General features: G+C 70.3%; 33 protein-coding genes. 1 reads left to right on the forward strand and 32 read right to left on the reverse strand.

Going from position 1 to position 22,752, the window contains the following annotated elements; translation table 11 throughout:
- Positions 1-807 precede the first annotated feature (807 nt).
- The 23 genes from AB0G11_RS29140 to AB0G11_RS29250 all read right to left on the reverse strand — a co-directional run bounded on the left by AB0G11_RS29140 (position 808) and on the right by AB0G11_RS29250 (position 16,407).
- Positions 808-1,041, reverse strand: a complete 234-nt coding sequence (locus AB0G11_RS29140) for a hypothetical protein (protein WP_357589719.1) — start codon at positions 1,039-1,041, stop codon at positions 808-810.
- 14 nt (positions 1,042-1,055) lie between these two features.
- Positions 1,056-1,457 carry a hypothetical protein gene (locus tag AB0G11_RS29145; protein ID WP_357589721.1) on the reverse strand — a complete coding sequence of 134 codons (402 nt, stop codon included), beginning with the start codon at positions 1,455-1,457 and terminating at the stop codon, positions 1,056-1,058.
- 10 nt (positions 1,458-1,467) lie between these two features.
- A complete protein-coding gene (locus AB0G11_RS29150) occupies positions 1,468-1,950 on the reverse strand; it encodes a hypothetical protein (protein ID WP_357589723.1) in 483 nt (160 codons plus the stop codon).
- A complete protein-coding gene (locus AB0G11_RS29155) occupies positions 1,950-2,288 on the reverse strand; it encodes a hypothetical protein (protein WP_357589725.1) in 339 nt (112 codons plus the stop codon). Before AB0G11_RS29155 ends, AB0G11_RS29150 begins: the two co-directional genes overlap by 1 nt.
- Before the next feature lie 9 nt (positions 2,289-2,297).
- Positions 2,298-2,801, reverse strand: coding sequence for a hypothetical protein (locus AB0G11_RS29160; protein WP_357589727.1), 504 nt, complete (start codon positions 2,799-2,801; stop codon positions 2,298-2,300).
- 10 nt (positions 2,802-2,811) lie between these two features.
- A complete protein-coding gene (locus AB0G11_RS29165; RefSeq protein ID WP_357589729.1) occupies positions 2,812-3,282 on the reverse strand; it encodes an HK97 gp10 family phage protein in 471 nt (156 codons plus the stop codon).
- 1 nt (position 3,283) lies between these two features.
- Positions 3,284-3,724, reverse strand: a complete 441-nt coding sequence (locus AB0G11_RS29170) for a hypothetical protein (protein WP_357589731.1) — start codon at positions 3,722-3,724, stop codon at positions 3,284-3,286.
- Entirely contained in the window at positions 3,724-4,728 is a 1,005-nt protein-coding gene (locus tag AB0G11_RS29175) for a hypothetical protein (protein WP_357589733.1), read from the reverse strand. Before AB0G11_RS29175 ends, AB0G11_RS29170 begins: the two co-directional genes overlap by 1 nt.
- Before the next feature lie 10 nt (positions 4,729-4,738).
- Complete coding sequence (locus AB0G11_RS29180) at positions 4,739-6,247, reverse strand: hypothetical protein (RefSeq protein ID WP_357589735.1); 1,509 nt, start codon at positions 6,245-6,247, stop codon at positions 4,739-4,741.
- Positions 6,248-6,280: 33 nt separating this feature from the next.
- The gene (locus AB0G11_RS29185; RefSeq protein ID WP_357589737.1) at positions 6,281-6,634 is read right to left on the reverse strand and encodes a hypothetical protein; all 354 of its coding nucleotides are present in this window, start codon (positions 6,632-6,634) and stop codon (positions 6,281-6,283) included.
- Positions 6,635-6,674: 40 nt separating this feature from the next.
- Positions 6,675-7,067, reverse strand: a complete 393-nt coding sequence (locus AB0G11_RS29190; RefSeq protein ID WP_357589739.1) for a hypothetical protein — start codon at positions 7,065-7,067, stop codon at positions 6,675-6,677.
- Positions 7,067-7,195: a hypothetical protein gene (locus AB0G11_RS29195; protein ID WP_357589741.1), complete on the reverse strand. Its 129-nt coding sequence runs from the start codon at positions 7,193-7,195 to the stop codon at positions 7,067-7,069. The genes AB0G11_RS29190 and AB0G11_RS29195 overlap by 1 nt, the downstream gene beginning before the upstream one ends.
- Positions 7,196-7,205: 10 nt before the next feature.
- Positions 7,206-7,481 (reverse strand): hypothetical protein, encoded by a 276-nt coding sequence (locus AB0G11_RS29200; RefSeq protein ID WP_357589743.1) that lies wholly within the window; start codon positions 7,479-7,481, stop codon positions 7,206-7,208.
- A complete protein-coding gene (locus AB0G11_RS29205; RefSeq protein WP_357589745.1) occupies positions 7,481-7,885 on the reverse strand; it encodes a hypothetical protein in 405 nt (134 codons plus the stop codon). The genes AB0G11_RS29200 and AB0G11_RS29205 overlap by 1 nt, the downstream gene beginning before the upstream one ends.
- Before the next feature lie 88 nt (positions 7,886-7,973).
- The gene (locus tag AB0G11_RS29210) at positions 7,974-10,637 is read right to left on the reverse strand and encodes a hypothetical protein (protein WP_357589747.1); all 2,664 of its coding nucleotides are present in this window, start codon (positions 10,635-10,637) and stop codon (positions 7,974-7,976) included.
- The gene (locus AB0G11_RS29215) at positions 10,637-11,128 is read right to left on the reverse strand and encodes a hypothetical protein (protein ID WP_357589749.1); all 492 of its coding nucleotides are present in this window, start codon (positions 11,126-11,128) and stop codon (positions 10,637-10,639) included. The genes AB0G11_RS29210 and AB0G11_RS29215 overlap by 1 nt, the downstream gene beginning before the upstream one ends.
- Positions 11,125-12,567, reverse strand: coding sequence for a hypothetical protein (locus AB0G11_RS29220; RefSeq protein WP_357589751.1), 1,443 nt, complete (start codon positions 12,565-12,567; stop codon positions 11,125-11,127). The genes AB0G11_RS29215 and AB0G11_RS29220 overlap by 4 nt, the downstream gene beginning before the upstream one ends.
- A 3-nt stretch (positions 12,568-12,570) precedes the next feature.
- Positions 12,571-12,816 (reverse strand): hypothetical protein, encoded by a 246-nt coding sequence (locus AB0G11_RS29225; RefSeq protein WP_357589753.1) that lies wholly within the window; start codon positions 12,814-12,816, stop codon positions 12,571-12,573.
- A gap of 10 nt (positions 12,817-12,826) precedes the next feature.
- Positions 12,827-14,566, reverse strand: coding sequence for a terminase TerL endonuclease subunit (locus AB0G11_RS29230; protein ID WP_357589755.1), 1,740 nt, complete (start codon positions 14,564-14,566; stop codon positions 12,827-12,829).
- A complete protein-coding gene (locus AB0G11_RS29235; RefSeq protein ID WP_357589887.1) occupies positions 14,535-14,999 on the reverse strand; it encodes an HNH endonuclease in 465 nt (154 codons plus the stop codon). Before AB0G11_RS29235 ends, AB0G11_RS29230 begins: the two co-directional genes overlap by 32 nt.
- Positions 15,000-15,320: 321 nt before the next feature.
- Positions 15,321-15,785 (reverse strand): phage terminase small subunit P27 family, encoded by a 465-nt coding sequence (locus AB0G11_RS29240; RefSeq protein ID WP_357589757.1) that lies wholly within the window; start codon positions 15,783-15,785, stop codon positions 15,321-15,323.
- Positions 15,786-15,929: 144 nt separating this feature from the next.
- Positions 15,930-16,247, reverse strand: coding sequence for a hypothetical protein (locus AB0G11_RS29245; RefSeq protein WP_357589759.1), 318 nt, complete (start codon positions 16,245-16,247; stop codon positions 15,930-15,932).
- A 7-nt stretch (positions 16,248-16,254) separates the two neighbouring features.
- Positions 16,255-16,407, reverse strand: a complete 153-nt coding sequence (locus tag AB0G11_RS29250; protein WP_357589761.1) for a hypothetical protein — start codon at positions 16,405-16,407, stop codon at positions 16,255-16,257.
- 440 nt (positions 16,408-16,847) lie between these two features.
- On the opposite strand from AB0G11_RS29250, the gene AB0G11_RS29255 reads away from it, so the two are divergent.
- Positions 16,848-17,372 (forward strand): hypothetical protein, encoded by a 525-nt coding sequence (locus AB0G11_RS29255; RefSeq protein WP_357589763.1) that lies wholly within the window; start codon positions 16,848-16,850, stop codon positions 17,370-17,372.
- A 12-nt stretch (positions 17,373-17,384) separates the two neighbouring features.
- Here the strand turns inward: AB0G11_RS29255 and AB0G11_RS29260 are convergent, their stop codons facing one another.
- The 9 genes from AB0G11_RS29260 to AB0G11_RS29300 all read right to left on the reverse strand — a co-directional run bounded on the left by AB0G11_RS29260 (position 17,385) and on the right by AB0G11_RS29300 (position 22,712).
- The gene (locus AB0G11_RS29260; protein ID WP_357589765.1) at positions 17,385-18,050 is read right to left on the reverse strand and encodes a hypothetical protein; all 666 of its coding nucleotides are present in this window, start codon (positions 18,048-18,050) and stop codon (positions 17,385-17,387) included.
- Between the two features lie 56 nt (positions 18,051-18,106).
- On the reverse strand, positions 18,107-18,397 hold the full coding sequence (locus tag AB0G11_RS29265; RefSeq protein ID WP_357589767.1) for a hypothetical protein: 291 nt from the start codon (positions 18,395-18,397) through the stop codon (positions 18,107-18,109).
- Between the two features lie 80 nt (positions 18,398-18,477).
- Positions 18,478-18,699, reverse strand: coding sequence for a hypothetical protein (locus tag AB0G11_RS29270; protein ID WP_357589769.1), 222 nt, complete (start codon positions 18,697-18,699; stop codon positions 18,478-18,480).
- Entirely contained in the window at positions 18,696-19,256 is a 561-nt protein-coding gene (locus AB0G11_RS29275) for a hypothetical protein (RefSeq protein WP_357589771.1), read from the reverse strand. The genes AB0G11_RS29270 and AB0G11_RS29275 overlap by 4 nt, the downstream gene beginning before the upstream one ends.
- Before the next feature lie 2 nt (positions 19,257-19,258).
- Positions 19,259-19,420, reverse strand: coding sequence for a hypothetical protein (locus AB0G11_RS29280; protein ID WP_357589773.1), 162 nt, complete (start codon positions 19,418-19,420; stop codon positions 19,259-19,261).
- On the reverse strand, positions 19,413-19,631 hold the full coding sequence (locus AB0G11_RS29285) for a hypothetical protein (RefSeq protein ID WP_357589775.1): 219 nt from the start codon (positions 19,629-19,631) through the stop codon (positions 19,413-19,415). The genes AB0G11_RS29280 and AB0G11_RS29285 overlap by 8 nt, the downstream gene beginning before the upstream one ends.
- A gap of 206 nt (positions 19,632-19,837) precedes the next feature.
- A complete protein-coding gene (locus AB0G11_RS29290; RefSeq protein ID WP_357589777.1) occupies positions 19,838-21,190 on the reverse strand; it encodes a replicative DNA helicase in 1,353 nt (450 codons plus the stop codon).
- Complete coding sequence (locus tag AB0G11_RS29295; RefSeq protein ID WP_357589779.1) at positions 21,187-21,741, reverse strand: ATP-binding protein; 555 nt, start codon at positions 21,739-21,741, stop codon at positions 21,187-21,189. The genes AB0G11_RS29290 and AB0G11_RS29295 overlap by 4 nt, the downstream gene beginning before the upstream one ends.
- Positions 21,738-22,712 carry a hypothetical protein gene (locus tag AB0G11_RS29300; RefSeq protein WP_357589781.1) on the reverse strand — a complete coding sequence of 325 codons (975 nt, stop codon included), beginning with the start codon at positions 22,710-22,712 and terminating at the stop codon, positions 21,738-21,740. The genes AB0G11_RS29295 and AB0G11_RS29300 overlap by 4 nt, the downstream gene beginning before the upstream one ends.
- Positions 22,713-22,752 lie beyond the last annotated feature (40 nt).

The following is a 22,752-nucleotide window of genomic DNA, read 5'->3' on the forward strand; positions in this document are numbered from 1 at the left end:
CGCCAGCGTGTCGCCCGCGTTGTCGACCGCCTTGTCGAGCATGGCCGCGCCGCGCTCGCTGGTCAGGAAGGCGCTCGCCGCCTTCACGCCGTTGACCGCCCACGACGACATGCGCTCAGCCAGCGGCAGGCCCGCCACCGTCAGTGCGGTCACGCCGGCCAACGCAGGTTTCGTGGCGCCGCCGAGCTGATGCATGATGCGGGAACTGCTGGCGAACACCTTGTTGACGGCGCCCTTCGCCATCGGCGTCGAGGCGAACTTCAGCGCCTCCTTCGCGCCCACGTTGAAGCCCGCTGCCACGCCCAGCATGCCCGTCCGGATACCCGGCAGCAGATTGTCCGCGACCGGGCGCATCTCCCTGCCCAGCCCGGCAAACATCTTCTGCTGGACCGCCTGCTGCACCGGATCGAACTGGCCCTTCAGCCCGGAGATCTCGCGGACGAACTTGCGGGCGTTCGGCGACAGCTTCGTCAGCGCCTCATCCAGGGCGGCAGCGTCCCCAGAGGCGACCGCCGACATGGCGTCACCCATGCCGATCAAGCCGACCTTCAGTGTGGCCGTGGCCGTCTTCGCCACCGCCATCGCCGCCGGCAGCGCCAGGATCGCCGGCGCGGCAGGCAGCAGCGCGGCAGTCATCGCCTGCGCGCTCCCGGCGACGGCGGCCAGGCCGGCGCTCATCGCGGCGCGGCGGCCGATCGCGCCGAGCCGCTTGTCGATCTGATGCAGCGCCCTGTCCGCCTTCTTCAAGCCGGACTCGTTGAAATCCACGCCGAGGACAATCCGCAGGTTACGCAGCACGCCCGCCACCTACGCCTCCCCTCCGTCGCCTACCGGCCGCCGATCCCAGCGCGGCATGAAGTCGTCCAACTCGGACGGCTTCGTCTTCGGCCCCCGCAGCGAATCGGCCACCTGCTTCGCGATCACCGCGGCCGTACGGTCCAGCCGCCCCTCAACCCCGATCGGGCCGTACACCCGCTCATACGCCTGCCACTCGGCCAGCTCACGGCCGGACATACGCTGCAGCATCTCCGCGACCGGCATGCCCAAGGCGAGCGCTAGCCGGAAATACCGTCCTCGCTCGGGCCGTCGTCGAAACCCTCGACCAGCTCCTCGACGTCCTCCTCCGAGAGGCCGGACAGGCGCAGCGCCGGCTCGACGAGCTGGGTGAGGATGAAGCCCGGCATCTGGGAGACACGCAGCACCTCGCGTGGCTCGAAGTACGGCGTGCCATCCGGGTTTATCGCCGAGGCGACGATGAGCATCGCCATCGTGTGCTTGGACTGCTTGCGCTTCTTGCCGACCGTCTCCACGACGGCGTCCTGCCACTCGTTCACCTCGGCGCCCGTCAGGCCGCGCACCCGCATCCTGCCGAGCGGTCGCCCGTCCGGGTGGTGCAGCTCCACGTCCTCGACGGGACACTGCACCTGCAGCAGCTCGTCCTTGGAGATCAGGTCCACGGCGTGCTCCTTACGCGGGGATGACGACGTCGGTGGCCGGCTCGTCAGTGATGGCGAACTGGATGACCACCATCGGGGAGCCGTCCATCTCGAAGGTCTTGCTGTGCGATGCGACCGTGGAAGGGAACACGTCCATCAGCCGCCCGGCGACGTCCTGCGCGTCCATGCGCAGCATGAAGCCCTCCTCCAGCTCAGGCAGAAGCTGCCGAGCATCAATGCCCGCCTTGTTCAGGTAGGTGGTGAGGGAGGAGTCGGCCGCCTCGATACCGCCCGGGATCTTGGGGGTGAAGCGCCGGTTCGGGTTGGGGACGTCTACGAAACCGGTCGACACCGTCCAGCCGTCCCACTCGTTGACGATCTCCGTGATGTCGGTCCCCGCGTTGATCTCCGCGCGGGTGACAGCCGCCTTGTTCGCGATGGCCGTGACCCACACCCACTTGATGTTCTCTTTGGTGTAGTACGGGGTGAACGTCGTGATCGGCGTGGCAGCCATTACTCAGCACCCTCTTCCCTGCTGGCACGCCGACGCGGAGTCGGCTTCTCTCCGGACTGGTCTCCCAACGCAGAAGCGCCGGCGGTTGCCGGGGCTTCGCTGGCCTTCTCTCCGCCGGTCGGCGGCGGTTCCTCTCGCGGGTAGGCCGCCTCGGCGACCCGCTCCGCCTCCGCCGGGTCGACGCCCGCCTTGACGAGGATCAGCCGGGTGCGCTCCCTCTCGTCAGGGGTCGCCGCCAGCTCCCAGCCGGCGCGGATGTGATGGTGCTCGAACGCCGCCTTCGGCACGCTGCGCCGGACCCCAGGCAGGTCCGGGTGCGTGATCTCCACTGTCTCCATCTCGACTCCTTACGTCGCCGCGCCGACGATGACGACCTCGTACGTGACCGAACTCCCGGCGCCGCTGTTGACGAGGTCGAGCAGGTCGCCGGTGCCCGCCGTCACCGCCACCCCAGCCGCCGTCGGGTCGTACCACCAGAAGACGCCGCCCGGCTTGACCGGGAACCCGTCGCCCGCCGCCAGCGCCAACGGCAGGCCGTTGCTGGCCGGGCGGACCACGTTCACGTTGTTGGTGTTGGCCGCCGCGGCGCGCACCAGCAGCATCTTGATCCGGGCGAACGTCAGGTTGCCGCCGAACGGCCCGGCCAGCCCGCCCGCCAGGTCGAGCGTCGTGGTCAACGATGCGGCGATCGTGCCGCGGTCGTGCCAGATCATGTCGGCCTGGCCCGCGCCCGCGCCCTGCGCGAAATTCATCTGCTGCCGCACGGCCAGCGACGACGTGGGCGTCGACAGGTCCAGCGGCGACGTGAGCTCTGCGGCGAGCTCGAAGAACGATCTCAAACTGAACGCCATCACGATCCCTTCACTTGAAGCCGTGCTTGCGGGCCGCCGCCTCGACGGCCGCGCCGATGTCCGCGTCGATCTGCTGCATCGCCTGCTCGGCCGCCGGGAACAGGAACGGGCGCGCACGCTGCGACACCCACCGCCGCCGTTCGCCGCTCGCGGCAGCGCGCAGGCCCCGCCGCCGGGTGTTCGGCACCGGGTGCCGGAAGAAGCCCTGCCGGCCCAAATTCTCGAAGGCGCGAATCGGCGGCGCCTTACGCCGGTCACCTATCAGCGTCACGCCCGGCCGGCGTGCGGCGAACGACACCGACAGCCGGATCGCCGGCGGGATCTGCCGCGACCAGGAGGCGTTGGCTCGCGCCTGCACGAGCGCATGCTGGCCGGCCTTCCGCAGCGCGGGCCGCAGCTCGCGCCGCACGTCAGCGGGCAGGCCGCTCAGGTCACGGATCAGGCGGCGCAGCTCGTCGGTGTTCGTCGAAGTCCTGGCCACGTCACACCGCCGACCGGAAGGTGAGCACGTAGTCGAGCACGCTCACCGCGGCGTCGTCCTCGAACCCGCCGTCGAGCTCGCCGGACTCGACGGAGGCGAACATGACGCCGTCCACGCCCGGCATGCTCGGCGCCGCCGACAGCATGGCCTCCAGCACGCCGCCGATCTCGACCGCGCGCTCATCGGTCTCCTCCACCGCCGCGCCCGGATGCCGCACGTACACGTGCAGGTTGACCGACAGCGTCTCCTCGTCGGCGCCGAGCCCCATCCGGCGGCGGCTGAACCGGGACGACCCGAGATACACGCACTCCCGCTCGACATCGCCCGGGAACGCGTAGCTGACCTGCACTTCGGCCGTCTCCGGGATGGCGGCCAGGTCGGCGGCCACCCGGGCGTACACCGCCTGCTTGACGACGGCCGCGCGGGTCGGGCGAGACAGCATCAGCGCACCCCTCCGTGGAACAGCGAGTTCCGCTGCGGGTCGAAGTTGAGCGGCCGGGATGCCGGGGCCGGGCCGGGGCCGGCGCCGCCAGCACCGCCGCCACCTCCGCCCCCGCCGCGCCCGTAGCGGGCGTACGCGGCATCCACGTCCGGGATGCCGGTGGCGGACGCGCCCGCGGTGGCCAGCTCGTACACGCCGCCCTCCGTGGGCGTGAACGACGTGGCCCGGTCAGGCACGCCCGAGCGCGGCTTCGTGGCCAGCCAGCGGAAGCGCAGCAGCGCCGCGCTCCGCAGATCCGCGGGCGGCGCGTCGGAGCCGTACTCGTACTCCAGCACGACGTTGCCGAGCCCCTCCGTCCACGAGCGGCCGTCAGTACGGCGCAGCGTGCCGTCCCGCATCACCGCCAGCGCAGCCAGCTCACCCGCCGACAGGGCGACCGCCGTCTCGCCGGTGCGCGGCGCCACCGACGCCGACCGGATGGCGCGCACCCCGCGCAACCGGATCCCGGCCCGCCACTCGTCGCCGCCGTCCGGCAGCACCAGATCCGCCAGACCCGTCCCGTCCAGCACCACCCGGCGGTAGCGCGGCACCCACGCCCGCTGCGTGATGCTCTCGCACTCCACCTCAACCTCGTAGCGGACGGCGGCCAGCCGCTCCGTCGGATACTTGGCGGTGTCGGCCAGCGAGGCGTCGGAGGCTCGGGCGTCGGCCAGCGTGAAGTAGAAGCCGCCCACCACCTCGACCACGTCGTCTGCCTGCACGTCCGCGCCCGCGATCGTCGCCGACCATCTGGCGGTCAGCACGCCGAGCTGCGGCTGGCCGGGCAGCACGAACGTGTAGCGGCCCGTCCCGGCCCCGGCCGAGGTGGCGGCGCCGGACGCCACCACCGTGCCGGACGAGTCGGTCACCGACACGGTGACCGTGGTGGAGGAGTCGACCGGCTCCTCGTCCAGGTAGAAGGTCCGCTCCAGCGTGGCCGCGGCCGTCCGCAACACTCTGCTCACTGCGCCCCTCTCACCAGTCGCTTCCGGCGCGTACGCCGCCCGATCCGCCGCTCGTGTCCGTCACCCGCATCACGCCGTCTGTCCCGGCGCGGGTGCGCGCCGACGCGCCGAACAGGCCCGGCGGGCGCTCTCCTTCCGGCCCGGCCGCCTGCGCGGTGGCTGTCGCGGCGATCGGCAGCGTCGCCGCCAGCGGCTTCACCACCACCGCCGCACCCGACAGGGCGGCCGACACGGTCAGCCCGGCCGCGCCGTGGCGAGCCACCTGCGCGGCGCCCTCCAGAGCCGCCGTAGCGGCCAGCGCGACAGCAGCCGGGCGGGCGGGCGCGGCAGAGGCGGTCAGTGCCGCCTCGACCGCCACAGACCCCGCCAGGACCTGAACCGTCGCCGCCGACGCGGCCAGCGTGGCGGTGACGCTGGAGACCGCCAGCGCCTCCTGGACGCCGGACACCTCCACCGCCGCCGACAGGGCGGCCGCCACGTGCACGGCGCCGTCGAGCGGCCTCACTGCGGAGGTTGCGGCGGCGAGCAGCGCGGCCACGGTTGAGGTTCCCGCGGTCGGCTTGGCCGCCGCGGCGGTGGCCGACAGTACGGCCGACGTGGTGGACGCCCCGGCCGCCGGCTTGACCGCCGAGACGGTCGCCGAGCGGGAGGCTGTGACCGTCGACTCCGCCCCGGCCGGGCGAATCGCCTGCGCGGCGGCTGCCAGCGCGGCAGTCGCTGTCGTGCTGGCCGACACCGGCTTGGTCACCGTCGCGGCGCTCGTGCGCGCCGCGGTGATCGTGCGGGAGGCGGTGGCCGGCTTGGTCGCCGACGCCTGGCCGGTGAGCGTCGCGGTCGCAGACGCGGACGCCTGCGCCTCGTGCGTGGTGGCGCCCGACGTGGTGGTGCCGATCAGGGCGCCCAGCCAGGCGGTTCGCTTGTCGGAACCGGTGCACGTGCCGACCACCGGGCCGGTGCTGCCCGCCGCCGCGAACGTGGCGTCGGCGGTGGCCAGCACACCGGCGCCGCCGGACGCCCGCAGGGTGAAGCCTGACGGGCTCGCGGGGGCCGTCCACGAGCCGCCGCCCCAGTTCGTGCCCGACCACACCAGCAGCCGGTCAGGGCCCGCCGTCGTCACGTCGACCGGCGGCGTGGTCGTGCTGTTGCCGGTGTCCTGCGCGGTGTCCGTCGGGGTGTCCCACGGCGAGCCGGTGGCGACGACGTCCTGGTAGAGCTCGGCGACAGCCTCGCGGTAGCGGGAGGTCCCCCACGTGAACGTCCACGTCCCGGCCTCGGGGCCGCTGAGACGCTTCCAGAACTTGTGCAGGCTGTGCCCGCCCGGCCCGGACGGAATCGACGACGGCGAGCCCTCCGCCTCAGCGAACCCGGTCGGCGGGGTGACGGTGAGCTGGTCGCCGTCCATGAAGATGGTGACGACAGCCACACGCCCGGCGGCGGTGCCCGCCGGGATCGCGACCGCCGCCGACGTGCCCGAACCGTCCAGGTAGGTGCCGATGGAGACGGGCGACGGCGCGGCCACGGCGGTCTAACCCTCCTGTGGCATGGCCGGAGGTCAGCCCTGCTGGGCTTCGGCGGCGTCGTAGGCGGCGACGATCTGGACCGACTGGTCGCTGTGGATGCCGATCGCCCGCTCAACGACCGGATCCCAGCCGGTGACCAGGACCGGCCCGTAGTAGTCGCCCGCGGGGGCGCCGAGATTGACGAGCGTCTGGCCGCCGAGCGGGTTCACCGAGTGGGTGGGGCTGCCCGCGCTGTTCACCCAGCCGGTGATCGGGCCCAGGCCGCCGTCGAGCGGGGCGAGCGGCACTCGGGTGGGGTTGGTGTCGCCGACGTCTTCCAGCCAGGCATCGGCGCCGCCGCCGGTCACGTGGAGGTCGCCGCCCGCGTCGATGAGGACGAACCGCATTCTGTGCTCCGCTCTGCAGATGGGATGGGCGGGGTGCCCGTCACGCAGCGATCGGCGTGAGCGCGATCGAAAGAGCCGTGAGGTTGAGCGTGTCCCCGGTGTTGACCGTCTTCGACGCCGTGAGCTGCACCGACGTGAGGAAGTTCCCGGCGGTGGCGTTGTCCCAGACCGAGATGTGGGTGATCACCTCGCCGTTCGTGCCCGCCCAGTTCGTCCACGACGGCGTATTGCTGGCCGTCATCGAACCGTTAGCCGGCGCGGCGAACGTCACCTCCGGCCGGGTCGTCACCGAGCTGGCCGCGCTGGTGCCGGCCGCGCCCGGATCTCCGGTGTGCAGCTTGACGTAGACGTTCGTCTTCGCCGTGTAGGCGACGTTGCGCAGCAGGTTGAGCCAGCCGTTGGCGAGGTTGACGGCGTGCAGGCCGACCGCCATTACTCCTCACCCCCGGCCTGCTCGTCGTCTTCCAGCACTTCCGCGTCCGTTTCCGGGCCTGCCGGTGGGACCGCTTTGATGACCTCGGCCTCGGCCGTGATGACCAGGCCCAGCCGTACATCCGTCATGATCTGTCCTTCATCCGATCCGGACGCTGCCCTCGACCGTGCCGGACACGACGTCCACGAACACGCCGTGCAGCGCCCGCAACGAGCTCGGGTACATCACGTCGACCGACCCGTCGGCGGGCAGGGAGACAGCGGCCAGGATGACGCCCGACGCGGCCGACGCGTTGTCGTAGATGCGGACGGCGGCAGCCGCCCCCGCGGTCTCCCTGATCGTGTAGCCGGCCAGGTATGCAGACCCGGTGCGGATCACCTGGTCGGCGCCCGTCAGCGCCACCTGGTCGGACACTAGTTGCCCCGGGCGAAAATCTGGACGGTGCCGTCGGGCATGGCCAGGCCGGTGCCCGTCACCAGCTTCTCGACGGTGAGGACGTCGCCGGCGGCCACGTTGAGGGCCGCTTCCGTGCCGGACAGCGTCATGTCCTCGGCCGCGAAAGCGACGGAGTTGGTGGCGGCGTAGGAGCGCTGCGCGGGCAGCGCCGTCCCCGCGCCGGTCGTCCTGTTGCGCAGTGTGAGCGTGAAGTAGTTGGTGCCGTTCGCGGTCACCGCCGTGGTGGGCACCCATTTCACGCGGGTGATGGTCATGTCGAACGGCGCCACCATCGCCACGAACTCGTCCGCGGTGCTCGCCGTCGCCTGGCCGGCGACCGGGATGGCGAACACGTGGTCGCCGCGCAGGTCCTTGACTTGCATGGATCTTCCCTCTCGTTGTTCCAGGTCGGATGCGTGGAGACGGTCCCGGCCCGCCCGGGGGTCATCGCCAGGCCGGGACCGAGCTGGGCTACGCGACCAGGCCGCCGTACACGGCGCGGTGGTCGAGCACGGTGCCGCTGTAGATGTGCCGGATCTTGTAGACGACCTTGTCGGCGTTGAAGGTCGCGCCCTGGTTCGGGTCCGCCTGCGTGAACAGCTCCGGGTCCTGACGGCCCTGGTAGAAGCCCACCTCCAGAGTGGGCGCCTGGTTCGGGTCGGCGATCACATACCAGTTGTTGTCGTCGGCGGTGAAGTACGGCACCACCACGAGCGACAGGCTGGAGTGCATGTTCGGCGCGGTGCGCGACTGCTCGGCGTCCGTGCCCGCCGCGCCCACCGACACAGCGCTGGTGGTGAGCTTCCACGCCGGGAGCTCCAGCGCCGGAGGCACCACCAGCGTGCGCGGCGTCAGGTCCAGCAGCTCGGTCGAGTTGCCGTACGGGGTCTGCTCGCGCATCGCCTGCCGGGCGGCGGCCAGCGCCGACTCCGACAGCGCCGACGTGGTCGTGTTGCCGTGCGAGGCGTGGAACAGCGGCGTGCCGTCATAGGTGGTGGTCGGGTTGGTGCGGATCATGTCCCACACGAACCGGTACAGCGTCTGCGCCGCCGCGCGGCCCAGCTTGGCCGGGATGCTGGAGATCGCCCGCACGTCGTCATTGGCGATCATCTCCAGGGTGAGGTCCTCCGTGCCGCCCCGCTTGCTCAGCGCGTAGGTGGCCTCCTCGTCGTCCGGCGACGTCAGCGCCGGGTACGGCGAACCCTCTGGCACGACGGGCAGCGTGCCGTAGCCGCCGACCCTGCCGACCCTTTGCGTCCGGAAGTCGTTCACCGGCACCACGCTGGACACGATCTGCCGCCACGTCTGCAGGTTCGGCAGCGCGTACATCGCCATCATCCGGCGGGTGATGCTGTCGCCCAGCACCTGCGCCCACGACGTCGTGTCGAGCGACTCCTCCGAGCGCACAGCCGAGTCGTACAGCCCGCCGATGCTCTCCCGCAGGATGTAGCGGTTCACGTCCGCGTCGAAGCTGCGCGGCGCGTAGCCAGTGAAGTCGACGAACGCCTGCTTGAAGCTGTGGTAGCCCTCCGAGAACTTGCCGTCGAAGAACGCGTCCAGCGCCTGCAGCTTCTTCTCCCGCGACTCCTTCGTCACCGTCACGGTGGCCTTCGGCGCCAGGTCGGCCCGCTCGATCACCGCCATCGCGCTCTTCAGCGAGGCGACCGCACCGTCCACGTCGGACTCGCGGATCCGCTCCGGCAGCGACTCGGCGATCGACTCGACCACGCTGACCGGGAGACCGGCGTCCTCCACCTTGCCGCGGATCATCAGGCGGCCCATGTAGCTGGCCTTCGGCAGCGTGTCCGCCTCCACCGACCGGGCCGGCTCCGTCTTCTCCGGCTCCTTGACCGGCTCCGGCTCCTTGGCCTCCTTGGCGGGTTCGGCCTTGGCCAGGCCCAGCGCGGCCAGCTCTTCCGCTGACGCCTCGCGCAGCGCGCTGAGGATGTCTTCCTTCTTGGGCACGTCGTCCTCCTCCTGCGTTGCGGGCTCCGTGCCCGACGTTGATGAATCCGGGTCGCCGCCCTCATCGCCGGCGGCAACCATGCGCGTGGCCCGGCCGCCCGCCGCCGGGTCGGCGACCAGGTCGGCGCTATTGACGCGGGTGATGGCGGTCGCCTCATGCATGCGCTTCCCGCCGACCGTGATCTGCTTGTACATGGCGTACACGTCGTGGCTCACGCCGATCAGCGGCTCCAGCCCCTGCTCCTGTAGCGACAGCGTGGCGTCAAGCGCCTCGGCCGACCGCGCCGCCGACGGCAGCAGATGCAGGTCCGCGTACAGGCCGTCGCTCTCGGCGGTGACGTCCCGGTAGTAGCCGACCAGGCCGCGCGTGGTGGAGGTCTTCAGCTCCTTCTCGTCGCGGTGACCGTCGTAGCACTTGGCGCCCTCGTACATGGGGGCGGCGACGCGTAGCACGCTCTCCGGGTAGCGGCGGCGGTTCTTGGAGTCGCCGTAGGCGATGACCCGCACCCTGAACTTGCGGACGCCGCCCGAGTCCGTGCCCAGGTTCTCGATGACCCGGCCCACGATCTGGTCCTGCTGCTCGACCTCACCGGCCGACTCCACCGCCGGGGCGGGGTCGACACCGGCGGGCTCGCCGGCAGTCCCCGAGGGCGCCGGGGCGTAGGTGCGCACTACCTTGGCCGGGTCGCCCAGCGTCACCTCGCCGTCCTCGGCCACCGAGTAGGAGCACTGGAACAGCTCGTCGTCGCCGGACGCGTACACCACCTGCGAGCTGGTCAGGTCGGAGATGTACACCCACGCGTACGACATGCCGGAGGCGGCCCTGGCGCGGGCCTGCAGCGCTTTGCGCACCAGCTCTCGGGTGTCGTCGTAGGAGCGCTCGCCGTCGATCATCGCCTCGGAGCTGGGCCCCTCGGCGCCCTCGACGGACTCGGTGGTGCGCACGCCCGGCCCAGACGGGTCGAAGGCGTGCCCGCATGCCGGGCAGGTCACTTCCGGGCGGTTCGCTGGCGCGTCCGGGCCGCCCGCCGCCGCGCGGAACGTGCCCGCGGCGACCTCCTGGTTGCACTCCGGGCACGGGCCGGGCCCGCCGCACTGCATGACGACCGCCGGGCGCGGCTCCCCGTGCTCGGCGGGCCCGTACTGGTGCCCGTGGGACGTGTACGGCATCAGCCCTCCCGCAGTTCGGTGAGGCGGGCGACCAGCGTCGACCTGGGCTTCTCGCGCGCATGCTCGGCGTCGAGCGCCCGCACGGCCCTGGCCTGGTCGTCGCCCACCCAGGCGAGCACCTGCTCGACGGTGCCGTCCGGCACCTCGTCGCCCTGATGCTCGCCCTCGCCCTCGGGCTGGCCCTGGCCTTCGCCTTTGCCCTCGGGCTCGCCCTGCTGCTCGCCCTCGCCCTCGCCGTCGTCTTGACCCTCGCCTTCGCCCTCGCCCAGGCGGGGCTCGTCCGCATCCTCGACCGACTCCGGCTCCGACTCCTCCCAGCGGCGCAGATGCGCGCTCGCCGGATGCTCGTCGCAGGCGAACACGCCGTCGCCCGTGATAAGCCGGACAGCGCCGTTCGTCATCCGCACCCGCGCACCGTCGCCCGTCTCCTCCACGTCGCGCACCTCGGACGGCGCCACGCCGAGCGCCCGCGCAGCCTCAAACCGCGTCATGATCCATCTCCGTTCACCACGGCCAGCCGCGGGTTCGGCCGGGCCTTCGAGTCGTCGATCGCCGTCGCGATGTCGTCAGGGTTCGCGTCCGGCGCGTCCAAGTCGGCGTTGTAGGGGATGCCGACGAAGTCCTCCCACGCCTTCCGCGCAGCCACCGCGGTCGCCTCCGCCGACAAAGCGCCGATCTGTCGCAGCTTCTCCAGGCCGGTCGACAGGTTGAGCAGGGTCTGCGCGGTGATCTGCGCGTCCGCAGCCGCCACCTCCGGGCCCGTCACCAGCACGCTCTGCGCGGCCGGGATCTCATACGCCTGGCCAGTGCGCGGATCTGTCGCCTCCACCGTGCGCGGCAGTCGCGCCGCCGCCACCGCCCGGTCGACCGCGAAGCGCGTGAACTCGGTCTGCAGGGCCAGCCACATCTTCTGCACGCCCTGCACGCGGCGGCGCACCGGCTCCGCCATCGTCAGCGAGGTGGCCCGGTTGGCGTCCTCCGGGTCAGCCAGCCACGTGCGCGCCAGACCCGAACCGCCCGCGATCAAAGTCAGCACCGACTTGGCGGCGTTGGAGTCCTCGTACGCTCCCGTATCCGCCGTCTGCGGCTTCCACGTCACCGACTGGTTGTGCACCTCGATCGTGCCCGAGCGGGGCACGTGCGTGCCGCCCCGGCTGGCGACAAACGCGTCCACATCGTCCTGCTCGCCCTCCACCGTCACGTCCCACACCAGGTAGCGGGCCAGCGCCGTCCGGTCGATCAGGTTGGACAGGATCGTGTCGTAGGAGTCGAGCCAGTCCAGCACCGGCGTCAGAAACGGCATGCTGCGCACGTCCGTCTCCACCGTCTTGAACGGCGTCCAGAACAGCGCCTCGCCGTCCCTCAGGCCGGTCGCGTCGTCGACGCCCGCCACGGACAGCTTCCGCTCGTCCGAGCCCGACCCGAGCACCACGCGCTCCGGCCACAGCACGTTGCCGCGGGCCATCGTCACGTCGGTGATGCTGGCCGGGTCCAGCGGCGCGTACCGCACCACGCCGCTGCCCGAGCCGACCATCAGCTCGCGCAGCGTCTCCCCCATCAGCAGATTCGAGCGCAGGCCCAACTCCTGCCCGGCACCGATCTGGTTGCGCGGGTCGTCCCAGAACTCCTCGACCACCCGCCGCACCGCGGCGTTGGTGGCTTGGAAGGTGACGCCCGAGTCGCCCACGCAGAAGCTGACGTACGTGTCGATGATGGCGCGGGCCATAGGGTTCGATCGGTACCCGGCGATCGAGAACTGACGGGCCCGCTCCTGCGTCCAGTACGGCACCTCGCGGCCACCGCTGCCGGCCCGCCGCCACCCGGCCTCACCGTCGATCGGGTCGTAGCCCGCGCCGGTCGCCGCGAGCTGCTGCGGGGACGCCTCCACCGCCCGGCGGCCACGGCGCGGCGGAGCGAACCAGGACCGCACCGGCTACGCCGCCTTCACCGGTCGCGCAGGTCGCGGCCTGTCCAGGTCGATCCGCTGCTCGGCGCTCTCCGCCCCGATCGCCGCCACGTACGCGAGGCCGACCGCGAACACGCCGCCCACCAGCACCGACCACCACCAGCTCCCGGACAGGCCGCCCACCGCGAGCGCGACAGCGACCAGGCCCAGCACGCCCACCAGGTTGGACAGCGCGCCCGCCGAAAACCGGGGCAGCCTGATACGGATCACCATCGCGTCTCCTTCACAGGTTGAGCCGTTGCGTGGGCCGCCACATCTGCCGGTCATCGCCCACCGCCTGCGCCGGCGCGGTGGCCGGCGGCGGCTTGGCCGCCTCCTGGACGGCCATCGCTTCCTTCAAGGCGTTGAGCAGCGCGCTCACGCCGTCGACCTTGTCGCCCGAGTTGGCCTTGTCCGGCTTGATGTTGCCGCCGCTGTCCGACGTCGTCGCCAGGTTGTCGATCATCCAGCGCATGACCGGGTTACCGCCGTGCCGGATCTGTCTCGACTTCGTCAGCCTGAGCAGCGTCTTCAGCGGATGGTTCAGGCTGGCCGTGCCCTGGTTGATCGGCACGCACGTGAGGCCGCCGTCGCCGAGCACCCTCACCACGTCCGTGGCGCCCCACCGGTCGTAGCCGAGCGTCTGCACCCGGAACTTGGCGGCGTCCTGGCCGATCCGGTTCGTGATCGCCTCGTTGTCGATGACGTTGCCGGGCGTCAGAGTCAGCCAGCCCTCCCGCACCCAGACGTCGGCCGCGCCCGCCGTACGCTTCGCCATGTCCTTCAGCCGATCCTCCGGCAACCAGAAGCGCCACAACGCGTCGTACGAGCCGTCCGGCGCCGGGAACAGCCAGCACACCGCCGTGACGTCCTCGACGTTCGACAGGTCCACACCACCGAAGCAGGCACGGCCGGTCAGCGCGCTCTCGTCGACCAGGCCGGCGGAGGCGTCCCAGTCGGCCAGCGTGATGTACTTCGTGACCTGCTTGGTGCGGATGCCGAGGTGCAACCTCAAGAATGAGGCGAGCGCCGCCGGATCCTGTCGTGCCTCGGTCGCCGCGCCGCGCAGGTATGACGCGGACGGGCTCACCCCGTACCCCGGATTGGCCTTTCGCCATGTCGCCTCGGTGAACGGATCGTCGGCCTCATCCGCGCCCCACACGATCCCGTACGTCTGCGGATCTTTGATGGCCCGCACCGCGAGCTGCTCCACGTACCGCCGCTTCCGGGCGTAGATGGTGTTGGGGCGACCGTCGTCTGCCGTCGTGATGGTGACCACCATCGGTTGCCGTCTCGACCCGGTGCCGGTCTCGACCGTCTCGACGAGCTCGGCGCTCTTGTGCACGTGAAGCTCGTCGATGACCGCCGCCTGCACCGACGCGCCGTGCATCGCCTCTGCGACCGACGACACCACCGTAAAGTACGAGCCAGAGGCGTGATGCACGATCTTGTTGGTGTACGCCTTCACGTGCCCCTTTAGTGCCGGGGCTCGCTCGGCCAACTTCCGGATCGGATCAAACGTGAACCGGGCCTGACGCTCATTCGTCGCCAGGGCATACACCTGGGCTCCCGGCTCGCCATCCGCTGCGGTCATATAGATCGCGATCCCACCAGCGAGCGTCGTCTTGCCGTTACGGCGAGGAACGTCCACGTACAGCTTCCGCACCACGCGCACATAGCCGTCGGCCTCCTTGTCCCAGATCACCCAGCCGAATGCGGGTGCCAGGATGTAGGCCACCTGCCACGGATCCGGACGAAGCGGCATCCCGGCCCATTTCCCCTGCGTATGCCGCAGCAGAGCGAATGCGGCAAGAACGCGATCGACACGCGCGGGATCAAACTTCGCGCCGCGCACCTCGCCGGGCGACGGAGTAAGCACCTTCGGTGGGCAATCCGGGAGGGGAATACCTCGCTGCTCCAGATACCACGCGACCTCGTCCGAAATACCCAGATCAGACGGAGCGACCCTCCGGCGGCGCGACATCGACAACGGCCTCCCCGGACAACAAAAGGTCCTCCTCGGCCGCATAGGTGCTCAACAACTCACGCGCCCAAGCGATCAGATCGACGACACGCTGGCCATAGGGGTGAGTGGACGCCCAGAGTTCGAGGTTCTCGATGCGGTTGTCGTGCCGTATCCCGTTCTTGTGATGCACTGTCTCGCCTGCCCTGAGGGGGCGGGACAGAAATAGCTCCATCACAAGGCGGTGTTCGGGTACGCGCTGCCCCTTCGTCCGGAACGGGTGACCCTCCTGAACGTGAGTCTGGACATATCCGTCCGTGTCGACGTATCGGCCCTCGTTTTTCCGAACCGGAAGGCTCACCTGCGGGTGGCCGACCCGTGCTACACGGGATAGATGCGCAGCGCAGTAGCCGCGCCCCTGGTGCTCTCGATCACAGCCCTCTACCGAACACATCCGTTTGGGCGCGTTCCGGTCCCTGATAGGGACATTGGACTGGAGGTCCGCACCTCGGCGAAGCCTCTCCAGGTGGGCACCACAGAGCCCTCTGGCCCGGATCTTGCGGTCGCACCCCTCGACCTCGCATGGCGTGGTCCCGTACCGCCAGACGCGCAACGGCTTGTCCGCTTGCACGTCTCCCTTGTCGCGCAGGCGCTTCTCGTGGCCAGCACACAGGCCCTTGGCGTAGATCGGGCGATCACATTTGGCCACTGAGCAAGTCACATGTGCAGCTTATCGAACAAGTGAACGCATTTCCTGGCATGCGCTGTATTGGTGTCATCCAGCAAAGGGGTTGTCCTCGCCCGGATCCGGTTCAGGGTTGTTGACCCGATTCTCGGCACTCGGCGTGAACCCGAACTCGGCACACCATGCCCGCAGTTCCTTGGATGCCGCCTCAACGACCGCCACGGCGGGGTGCCGCACCCGGCCCTGCGAGTTTCTGCCCAGCACACTCCCGCCGTCATCCTCGATCTCCTGCTGCGCGCGGACCATGCGATCCCACGTCAGGCAGTACGCCGTCAACGCCGCTCGATCTACCGGCTTGGTCAATTGCAGCCTCGCCAGTTCCGGCACCACGCGTTCCCACTCCGCGCGCGCCTCCCGAGGTAGCCACTCCGGCGGATCCGGCGGCAGACGGACAAAACCGGGTGGCTGCTTGACGGGCCGGCCGCCGGAATCCCGGCCCACGCCACGACCCTCGACCAGCTTCAGGCCGGGCGGCTTCGGCTTGGGTGCAGCCATCTCGCACCTCCAGCACCAGCAAGGGGGGTTAGGAAGTTGAGACGCGAAATGCGCGCCTGTGCGCGGGTCGTGGCCATGTCTTTGACCAGGGAAAACGCGCCGGGGGGTGGATCATGCGCTGACCTGCGGAAACGTGGAGCTGTCTTACTGCTGGTCGGCTTTGGCTCCGTTGCATGCCCTGCACAGCACGCCGAGCGATCCGTCCTCGCGTCCTCCGGCTGCGACTGCGTGGACGTGGTCGGCGGTCAGGTCGCTGCTCGCGTGTGCTGGCCTGCCCCAGCCTGGGCACCAGTCGCCGTGCTGCTCGCGCCACGCCTGCACTGCTGCGGCCCGGCGCTGCTTCTCGGCGTTGGTGTACGGCCTGCGCTGCCGCTTGCCTCGGGTGGTGCAGCGTGCGCACCGCCCGATCCCGTCGTGCAGGGTCGAGCAGCCGGGGCAGCGAGCCTGCGGTTTGACGGGCATGCGCGGGTCAGAGGCTGACCAGCGCCGGGATCAGTGCGGTCAGGATCCACAGGGCGAGGCCGAGGCCCACGAGGTTGATGCGTGCGCTCACGTTGAACGCGGCGAGCGCGAAGCTGACGAACGCGAGGATGAGCAGGATGAGGATTACGGCGTCCAGCATGTCGATCCTCCGGTGGTCCGGATACGACGAAGCCCGGCGCTTGGCCGGGCTGGTGCTCTGGGGGTTTGACGGTCTAGGGCCGTGACCGGCTGAGGTGACACGTCAGGTAGTTATCACGATAATGCTTCGCCGCTGGTCAGCGTGTCAAGCCGTTCGGTCCTCCGTGGCGACGCCAGTAGGAGTCGTCTGCGTCGTCGGGGTGGTAGCGGACGGGGCGCTTGCTGCCTGCTGTTCGCCGCCAGTGGTCTTGGCTCGCCCATCGGTAGATGGTTCCGATGGGGACGTGGTAGATGCGGGCGTAGTATCCGGCTGTTCCGTATGGGGCGCGCGTGCTCACATTGTTCAGGATGCCTGATATGCCCCCCTCTGACAGTTCAGGCTGTTCAGCTCGTATGGCCAGCCAATAGACAGGCGGACTTTCCCGGGAGATTCTCCAGTCTGTGTGGGGTTCCCGGGAGTTCTTTGCGACCACGGCTCAGGTTCTGCCGACGCTGCTGATCGCCCTTGCCGTCGAGGGCGGGCTGATCGTTCAGCAGCAGCCTTCCCGATTGCTGAAGCAGGCTCGCTGGGCGAGGCGGGTTGAGGAGCGCCAGCTCGCACGCACGGGGGCCAGGGGGTTTATCCGACCGCTCTGGCTCGGCATGTTCGTTTGGGAATTGCGATGGCGCGTCATCAATCTGATCGTCACTGCGAGCGAAGTCCCTGCCGTGAGCGCTGTCGTGATCGTCAGCGGCTCGTTCGTCCTGGGCGAGATAGCCGCCCTCGCCATGCTCTTCCTGGACATGCCTGCCCTGCTCTCCTACCTCGCGGCCCCTGTCGTCTGGATCGCTGTGCTCATCCTGACGCTCGCGGTCATCGTCGTCCCTATCAGTCGCTGGCTCGGTACTCTGACACCCGAGATGACGGGCGAGGCAGCCAGCACCTCGGGCGATGATGATGACGACGTGGAGTCGTTCACCCCGTAGCGGCGTGCCGGATCATCCCGCCATCCTCTCTCGCGCGGCCAGGTAGCGCTTCCCGAAGCGGTGCCACTGCGTCGTGTCCAGTACGAGCGGGCACACGTCGCAGAAGATCTCGGACGGTCGAGGGTCGCCATCCCTCCTCACGGTCGCGAACAGCACGCCGTCGCAAGGCGCACCGTCCACCAGCTCGATACACGGGCCGACATGCACGGGCAGCCGGGCCGGGTCGATCACGCTGTACGCGCGGCCGACCAGCTCGGCGAACACGTCCTTGAGCGCGCCCGCCTCCGGGTGGGCGGCCAGCCATTCGGCGTGGTGGGCGAGCCACCTGCACTGCGCGCCCGGATTGGGCGGCGGGCCGGTGAGCCCCCGCTCGATGGCGACGATCTCGGTGATGCGGCGCAGGTCGTGGCGGGCTTGGGACAGCCAGTCGCCGGCGCGCGGGTTGAACGGGAGCGGCGGGGTGCGGCTGCCGGACACGGCTGGGCCGGCGCTGTCGCCGACGGTGGGGAGTTGGGCGAGCACGTCGGCGTGGAGGCCGGGCATGTCGTGGATGTGCCGGTGCAGGCCGGTGCAGCAGCCGTGGCAGAGGTTGAGCCCGTCGGCGGCGTTGCGTGGCCGGTCGGGGTCGTGCCGGTGGGTGGCTTGGCAGAGGGCGGGTTCGGTGCGGCGTCGGGGCATGTGGCCCTCCTGGTGGCGCTGCTCGGGGTGGTGCTATCTGTCGGGTGGGTCGCAGGTCAGGAAGACGTCTTCCTGGCGAAGTATGTGCGGGACGCTTTGCCGCGTGGCAGCCGAGCTTCCGCCTGTCGCGCGGCTTCCTCGGCGGCTTCCACGTGGGCCTCCGCCTGCGGCACGTTGATGCCCGAACGGTAGGCGGCTGCCAGGTCGTAGCGGGTGCGCGCCAAGTCGTACTGCGCTTTGGTCACCGCCGCGAATCGCCACGTCACATAGACGCTGCGTACGGACATGGCTGCACAGAGGACAGCCACGATGACGGCGGCGGGTATCACGATGTCGAGGTAGTTCACGGGCACCTCATCCGTGGTAGTCGGGGCTCTGCTGGTCGATGACCCACGCCTCGTACTCGGGCGGGGTCATCTCGTCCGGGTCAGTCGTCATCGCAGCACTCAGCGATCCAACCGCCCGCGCCGTCCGAGCGGATCAAGTCACCCTCGTCGAAGGTGTCCAGACACTCCGCGCAGCAGCCGGGGAACGCCGCAGGGAACCACGGCCGCCGTCTGGGCCGTTCAGGTGCGGGCTCGTCGGGGATTCGACGGCAGTGCGCACACTGGTCGGTGAACAGCTCGGTGATCTCGCAACGCTGGGTCATGACCTCCTCCTGCGCTGGCCGCGCGGGACAGTCGCCAACTCACGCATGCGGGCCAGGCTCTCCTCCGTCCACCCGAACCCCCGGTACTTGCCGCATCGCGCACACGAGCCGTACCCCTCGCCGTCGGTGATCGGGTCCGCGCACACGCAGGCGCTGTGCGCTCTGGCGATGCCTGAACAGTTCCCGTGGTAGAGGCCGCACTCGCCCTGCCACCAGCGGCTTCGCGGCCCGTCCCACGAATGCGATGTGTCCACCGCGTCGCCCTTTCGGGAGCGCCCGCCGCACCATGTGCAGCGTGTCAGGAGGCGGCGGCGCAGCTCCTGCATCGCGTGGACTTGGATCTTCCAGTGGTTGACGTGCCAACGCCACGTGCGCGGGTACTTCCAGCCGCCGTCGGGCATCTGGACTCGCTTTTGGCAGATGGTGAGGGCGTCGTGGCCGCCGGGTTCGCGGTGCCAGACGGTGACGAGCGACGGCCAGTGGCGCCAGCCTGTGCTGTCGCGCTTGGTAGGCCAGGGGCGGCGGATCTCGAACGCGACAACGAGCGGATCATGCATGGTCAGTCCTCCACTTCGTCGAGGTCGAATGCGTGGCTGTTGGTGCCGGCCAGCTCGTGCGGGATGCCGTGCCTGTTGAGCGCGACCAGCACGTTCTCCAGGACGGCCAGGGTGGGGGCGGGCGTCCGGAACGTGAGCGTGATCGACACGTGCGGGTCAGGCATCGCCGACCGCCCTCGCGAGGTGGGCGGGCTGGATGCAGGACCCGTACGGCGCGTGGGCCTTCATGTGCGACCAACGGGGACCGCTCCAGATCTCATCGCGCGGCGTGGCCGTGAACAGCTCGTACGTCTGGCCGGGCTCGATCGGCCGCTGGCAGCAGGTGCAGGCCATGTGTCGTTTGCGGGCGACGCGGATCTCGGTGAATGTGGCCATGATCGGTCTCCTTCCGGGACGGAGAAGGGCTCTCCGGTTCTCTCCGATACGTTCCTGACGGTGGTGGACGCGAACACGGATGGCCCTAGACGGCCCTGTGCGCGTCGCTGACGGGCGTTGCGGGGGTCTCGGGGGACGGTGTGCCACCCCACCCCCGAAAGGCGGCTCAGAATCGCTCTCAGCGCTTCGCCCCCTCGCGGGCCCGATCACGAGATGCCTCGCGTCGGCGACCACGCCATGTCCACGAACCGGCTGTAGTGGAGCTGATGCGCCACCGTGATCGTCCCTGTGGGACCGTTCCGGTTCTTCGCCACGATCAGGTCCGCCTCGCCCGCGCGGGCCGACTCCCGGTCGTAGGCGTCCTCCCGATGCAGCAGGATGATCACGTCCGCGTCCTGCTCCACCGCGCCCGACTCGCGCAGATCCGACGGCTGCGGGCGCCGGTCCTGGCGCTTCTCCGCCTCACGGTTCAACTGGCTGAGCAGCACGATTGGGACCTCGAACTCGCCCGCCAGCAGCTTCAAGCCGCGCGACAGCGCCGCCACCTCCTGCTCCCGGTTCGGGACCTTCGGCGGGCTCATCAACTGCAGGTAGTCGATCACCACGAGGCCGATCGGACCCCGCCGCGACAGGCTGCGCAGCGTCGACCGCACATGCTCCAAGCCGCAGCCCGAACGGTCGTCGATGATCAGCGGCGCTCCGGAGATGCGGGCCGCCGCATCCACCAGCCGCTCAAGATCCTGCTCGACCACCGCGTTCGCGCGGATCGCGTGCAGCGACACACCCGCCTCCGCCGACGCCATCCGCTGCAACACCTCGCGGCGGCGCATCTCCAGCGTGAACATGACCGCGAGCTGGCCGTCCCGGATCGCCGCCTTGCGCATGAAGTCCACCGCCAGCGTCGACTTGCCGACCGACGGCCGCGCCCCCACCACGATCACCTGACCGGCCTGCATCGACGTCAGCAGGTGCGCCAGGTCCTGGAACGGCGGCACCACGCCGGCGGGCGCGGGCGGCGGGTTCTCCATGTCGTCGAGCAGCGCCGCCATCTCGCCGGACACGTCGAACTCGACCCGGTCGCCGGACCGCACCGCCGCCTCGTCGATCAGCTTCCTGATCTGGTCCGGGTCGGCGTCGTCGTCCCACGCCTCGTTCTCGCTGATCTGCAGGCTGCGGTGCAGCGCCAGGTGGATGCGGCGGCGGCGCGCGTCCTCGGCCACCCGGCGGGCGTGGTAGCCGACCGACCCGTCGGGGGCGGCGTGCTGCATCAGCGTGTGCAAGTACGGGCCGCCGCCCACCCGGGCCAGATCCCCGGAGGCGGCCAGCCGGTCGAGGACGGCGGCCGGGTCGACGGGCAGGCCGTTGTCGGCCAGCGAGCACGCCGCCGCGTACACGGTCCTGGTGGCGCCGAAGAAGTCGTCGGCGGTGACGTGCTCGGCGGCCTCCTCCAGCGCTGCCTTCGACTGGATGGCCGCCCCGGCGACCGCCATCTCGGCGGCGACGACGCCGGGGGTGGGCAGCCATCCGTCGGCCGGCTTCTCGATCTGGTCGGCGCTCATGCGGCCCTCCGGCGGTCGGCGCCGGCCATCTGCACGATGGTGACGCGGTGGGACATGCGGGACGCGGTGCGCTCCCCGATCAGGGCGAGCAGGTCGAGCTGGTTGCTGGTCAGCACGGTGGGCCGGTGCTCCTCCCAGCGCGGGTCGAGCAGTGCCGCCATCCGGTCGGAGTCCCAGTCGCCGATCCGCACCGAGCCGATGTCGTCGATGGCGAGGAACCCGGCGGCGGCGAGCCGGTCGAGCGCGGGCTGGTCGACGGGCGGGGTGACGTAGCGCTGAAGCTGGCGGGCGGGCACCACCTCGATCCGCCCCCGATATCCGGCGGCGACCAGCTTCTCGGCGACCGCCCAGATCGACCAGGATTTGCCGACCCCGGTGTTGCCGACCATGACGAGGGTGCCGTACTCGCCGGCCGTGATCCGGTCGGCCCACGCCGCGACGTCGGGGTGAAGCTCGCCGGCCACGCGGTAGGCGGCCGGGCGCTTGGCGCGCAGTTTGGCGAGACGGTCCTGGACCTGCTCGGCGAGCCACTGCTCGTAGGGGGTGCTCATAGGATGACCTGCCCGTTCGCGATTTCTTCGGCGGTGGGAAGCGGCGCCCGGGAGCCGGAGCCGGGCGCGAACCGCCCGCCGCCGGTGTCCGGGCTGGTGTTCATGCGGAGGAGCTCGCGCCCCAGGTCGGCGAAGCCTTTGCGCCCGGCCGCGGCGGCGGCGTCGATCAGGCGTTGCGGGTCTTTGCCTTCTTCGATGAGTTCGCGGGCCTGCCTGCCGACCTGAGCGATGAGGCGTTTGGCGGGCCGTTCGCCGCTGCCGGCTTTGGCGCCTTCGATCCAGGCGCCAACGATGTCGCCGGCGTTGGCTGGCGTGACGGGCGCCGTCGCGCTGTCCGGCGCGGCTGCGCCCGCCGAAGGCGGTACTTCCCTGTTCCCTGTTCCTTTCCTTTCCTCCCGTGAGTCCTCAGTGAGTGCTCCGTGAGGATTCACTGAGGACTCTCTGGCTCCGTTCAGGCTGGTCACAGGGGGTGCGGAAGGTTCGTCCTGCCCGGAGGGGACGCTGACGAGTCGAGTACGACCCTCGCCTCGAAATTCGGACATTTCGCCCTCGTTTGAGGGCTCACGCACTACCTCCGCAAGTGGCGTTTGAGTCCTCCATGAGTCCTCACTGAGTCCTCCGTGAGGCTCGATGGGGGCGTCGGGCGGCCGCGGGAACTTGCTCCGCGTCGGCCGGTTGACTCGCTGATGCTCCTTCCAAGCCCGAACGGCGAGGTATCGGCGGCCCTCGACCGTGTAGCGGATGATGAGCGCGGCGCGGTGGAGCGCAACCAGATCCGCCTCGATGTCGGCGGCAGTGCGGTCGTCCAGCGGCCACAGCGCCGCCTTGATCAGGCGAGCCTCGTCAACGCACCGCCCTTCGTCGTCGCAGTGGGTCCACAGGCCGATGAAGGTGAGCCGGGCCGCCAGGTCCAAGCTGGTGATAGCCAGCGAGGTGAAGAACTCGGGCTTGATTGTGCGGATGCGGGCCATCCCCGTGCTCCTGGTGATCTAGTGGCTGTTGCTGGCGCGG

Origin of the sequence: Nonomuraea sp. NPDC023979 (assembly GCF_040639085.1) — a bacterium.
Lineage (GTDB): Bacteria > Actinomycetota > Actinomycetes > Streptosporangiales > Streptosporangiaceae > Nonomuraea > Nonomuraea ceibae.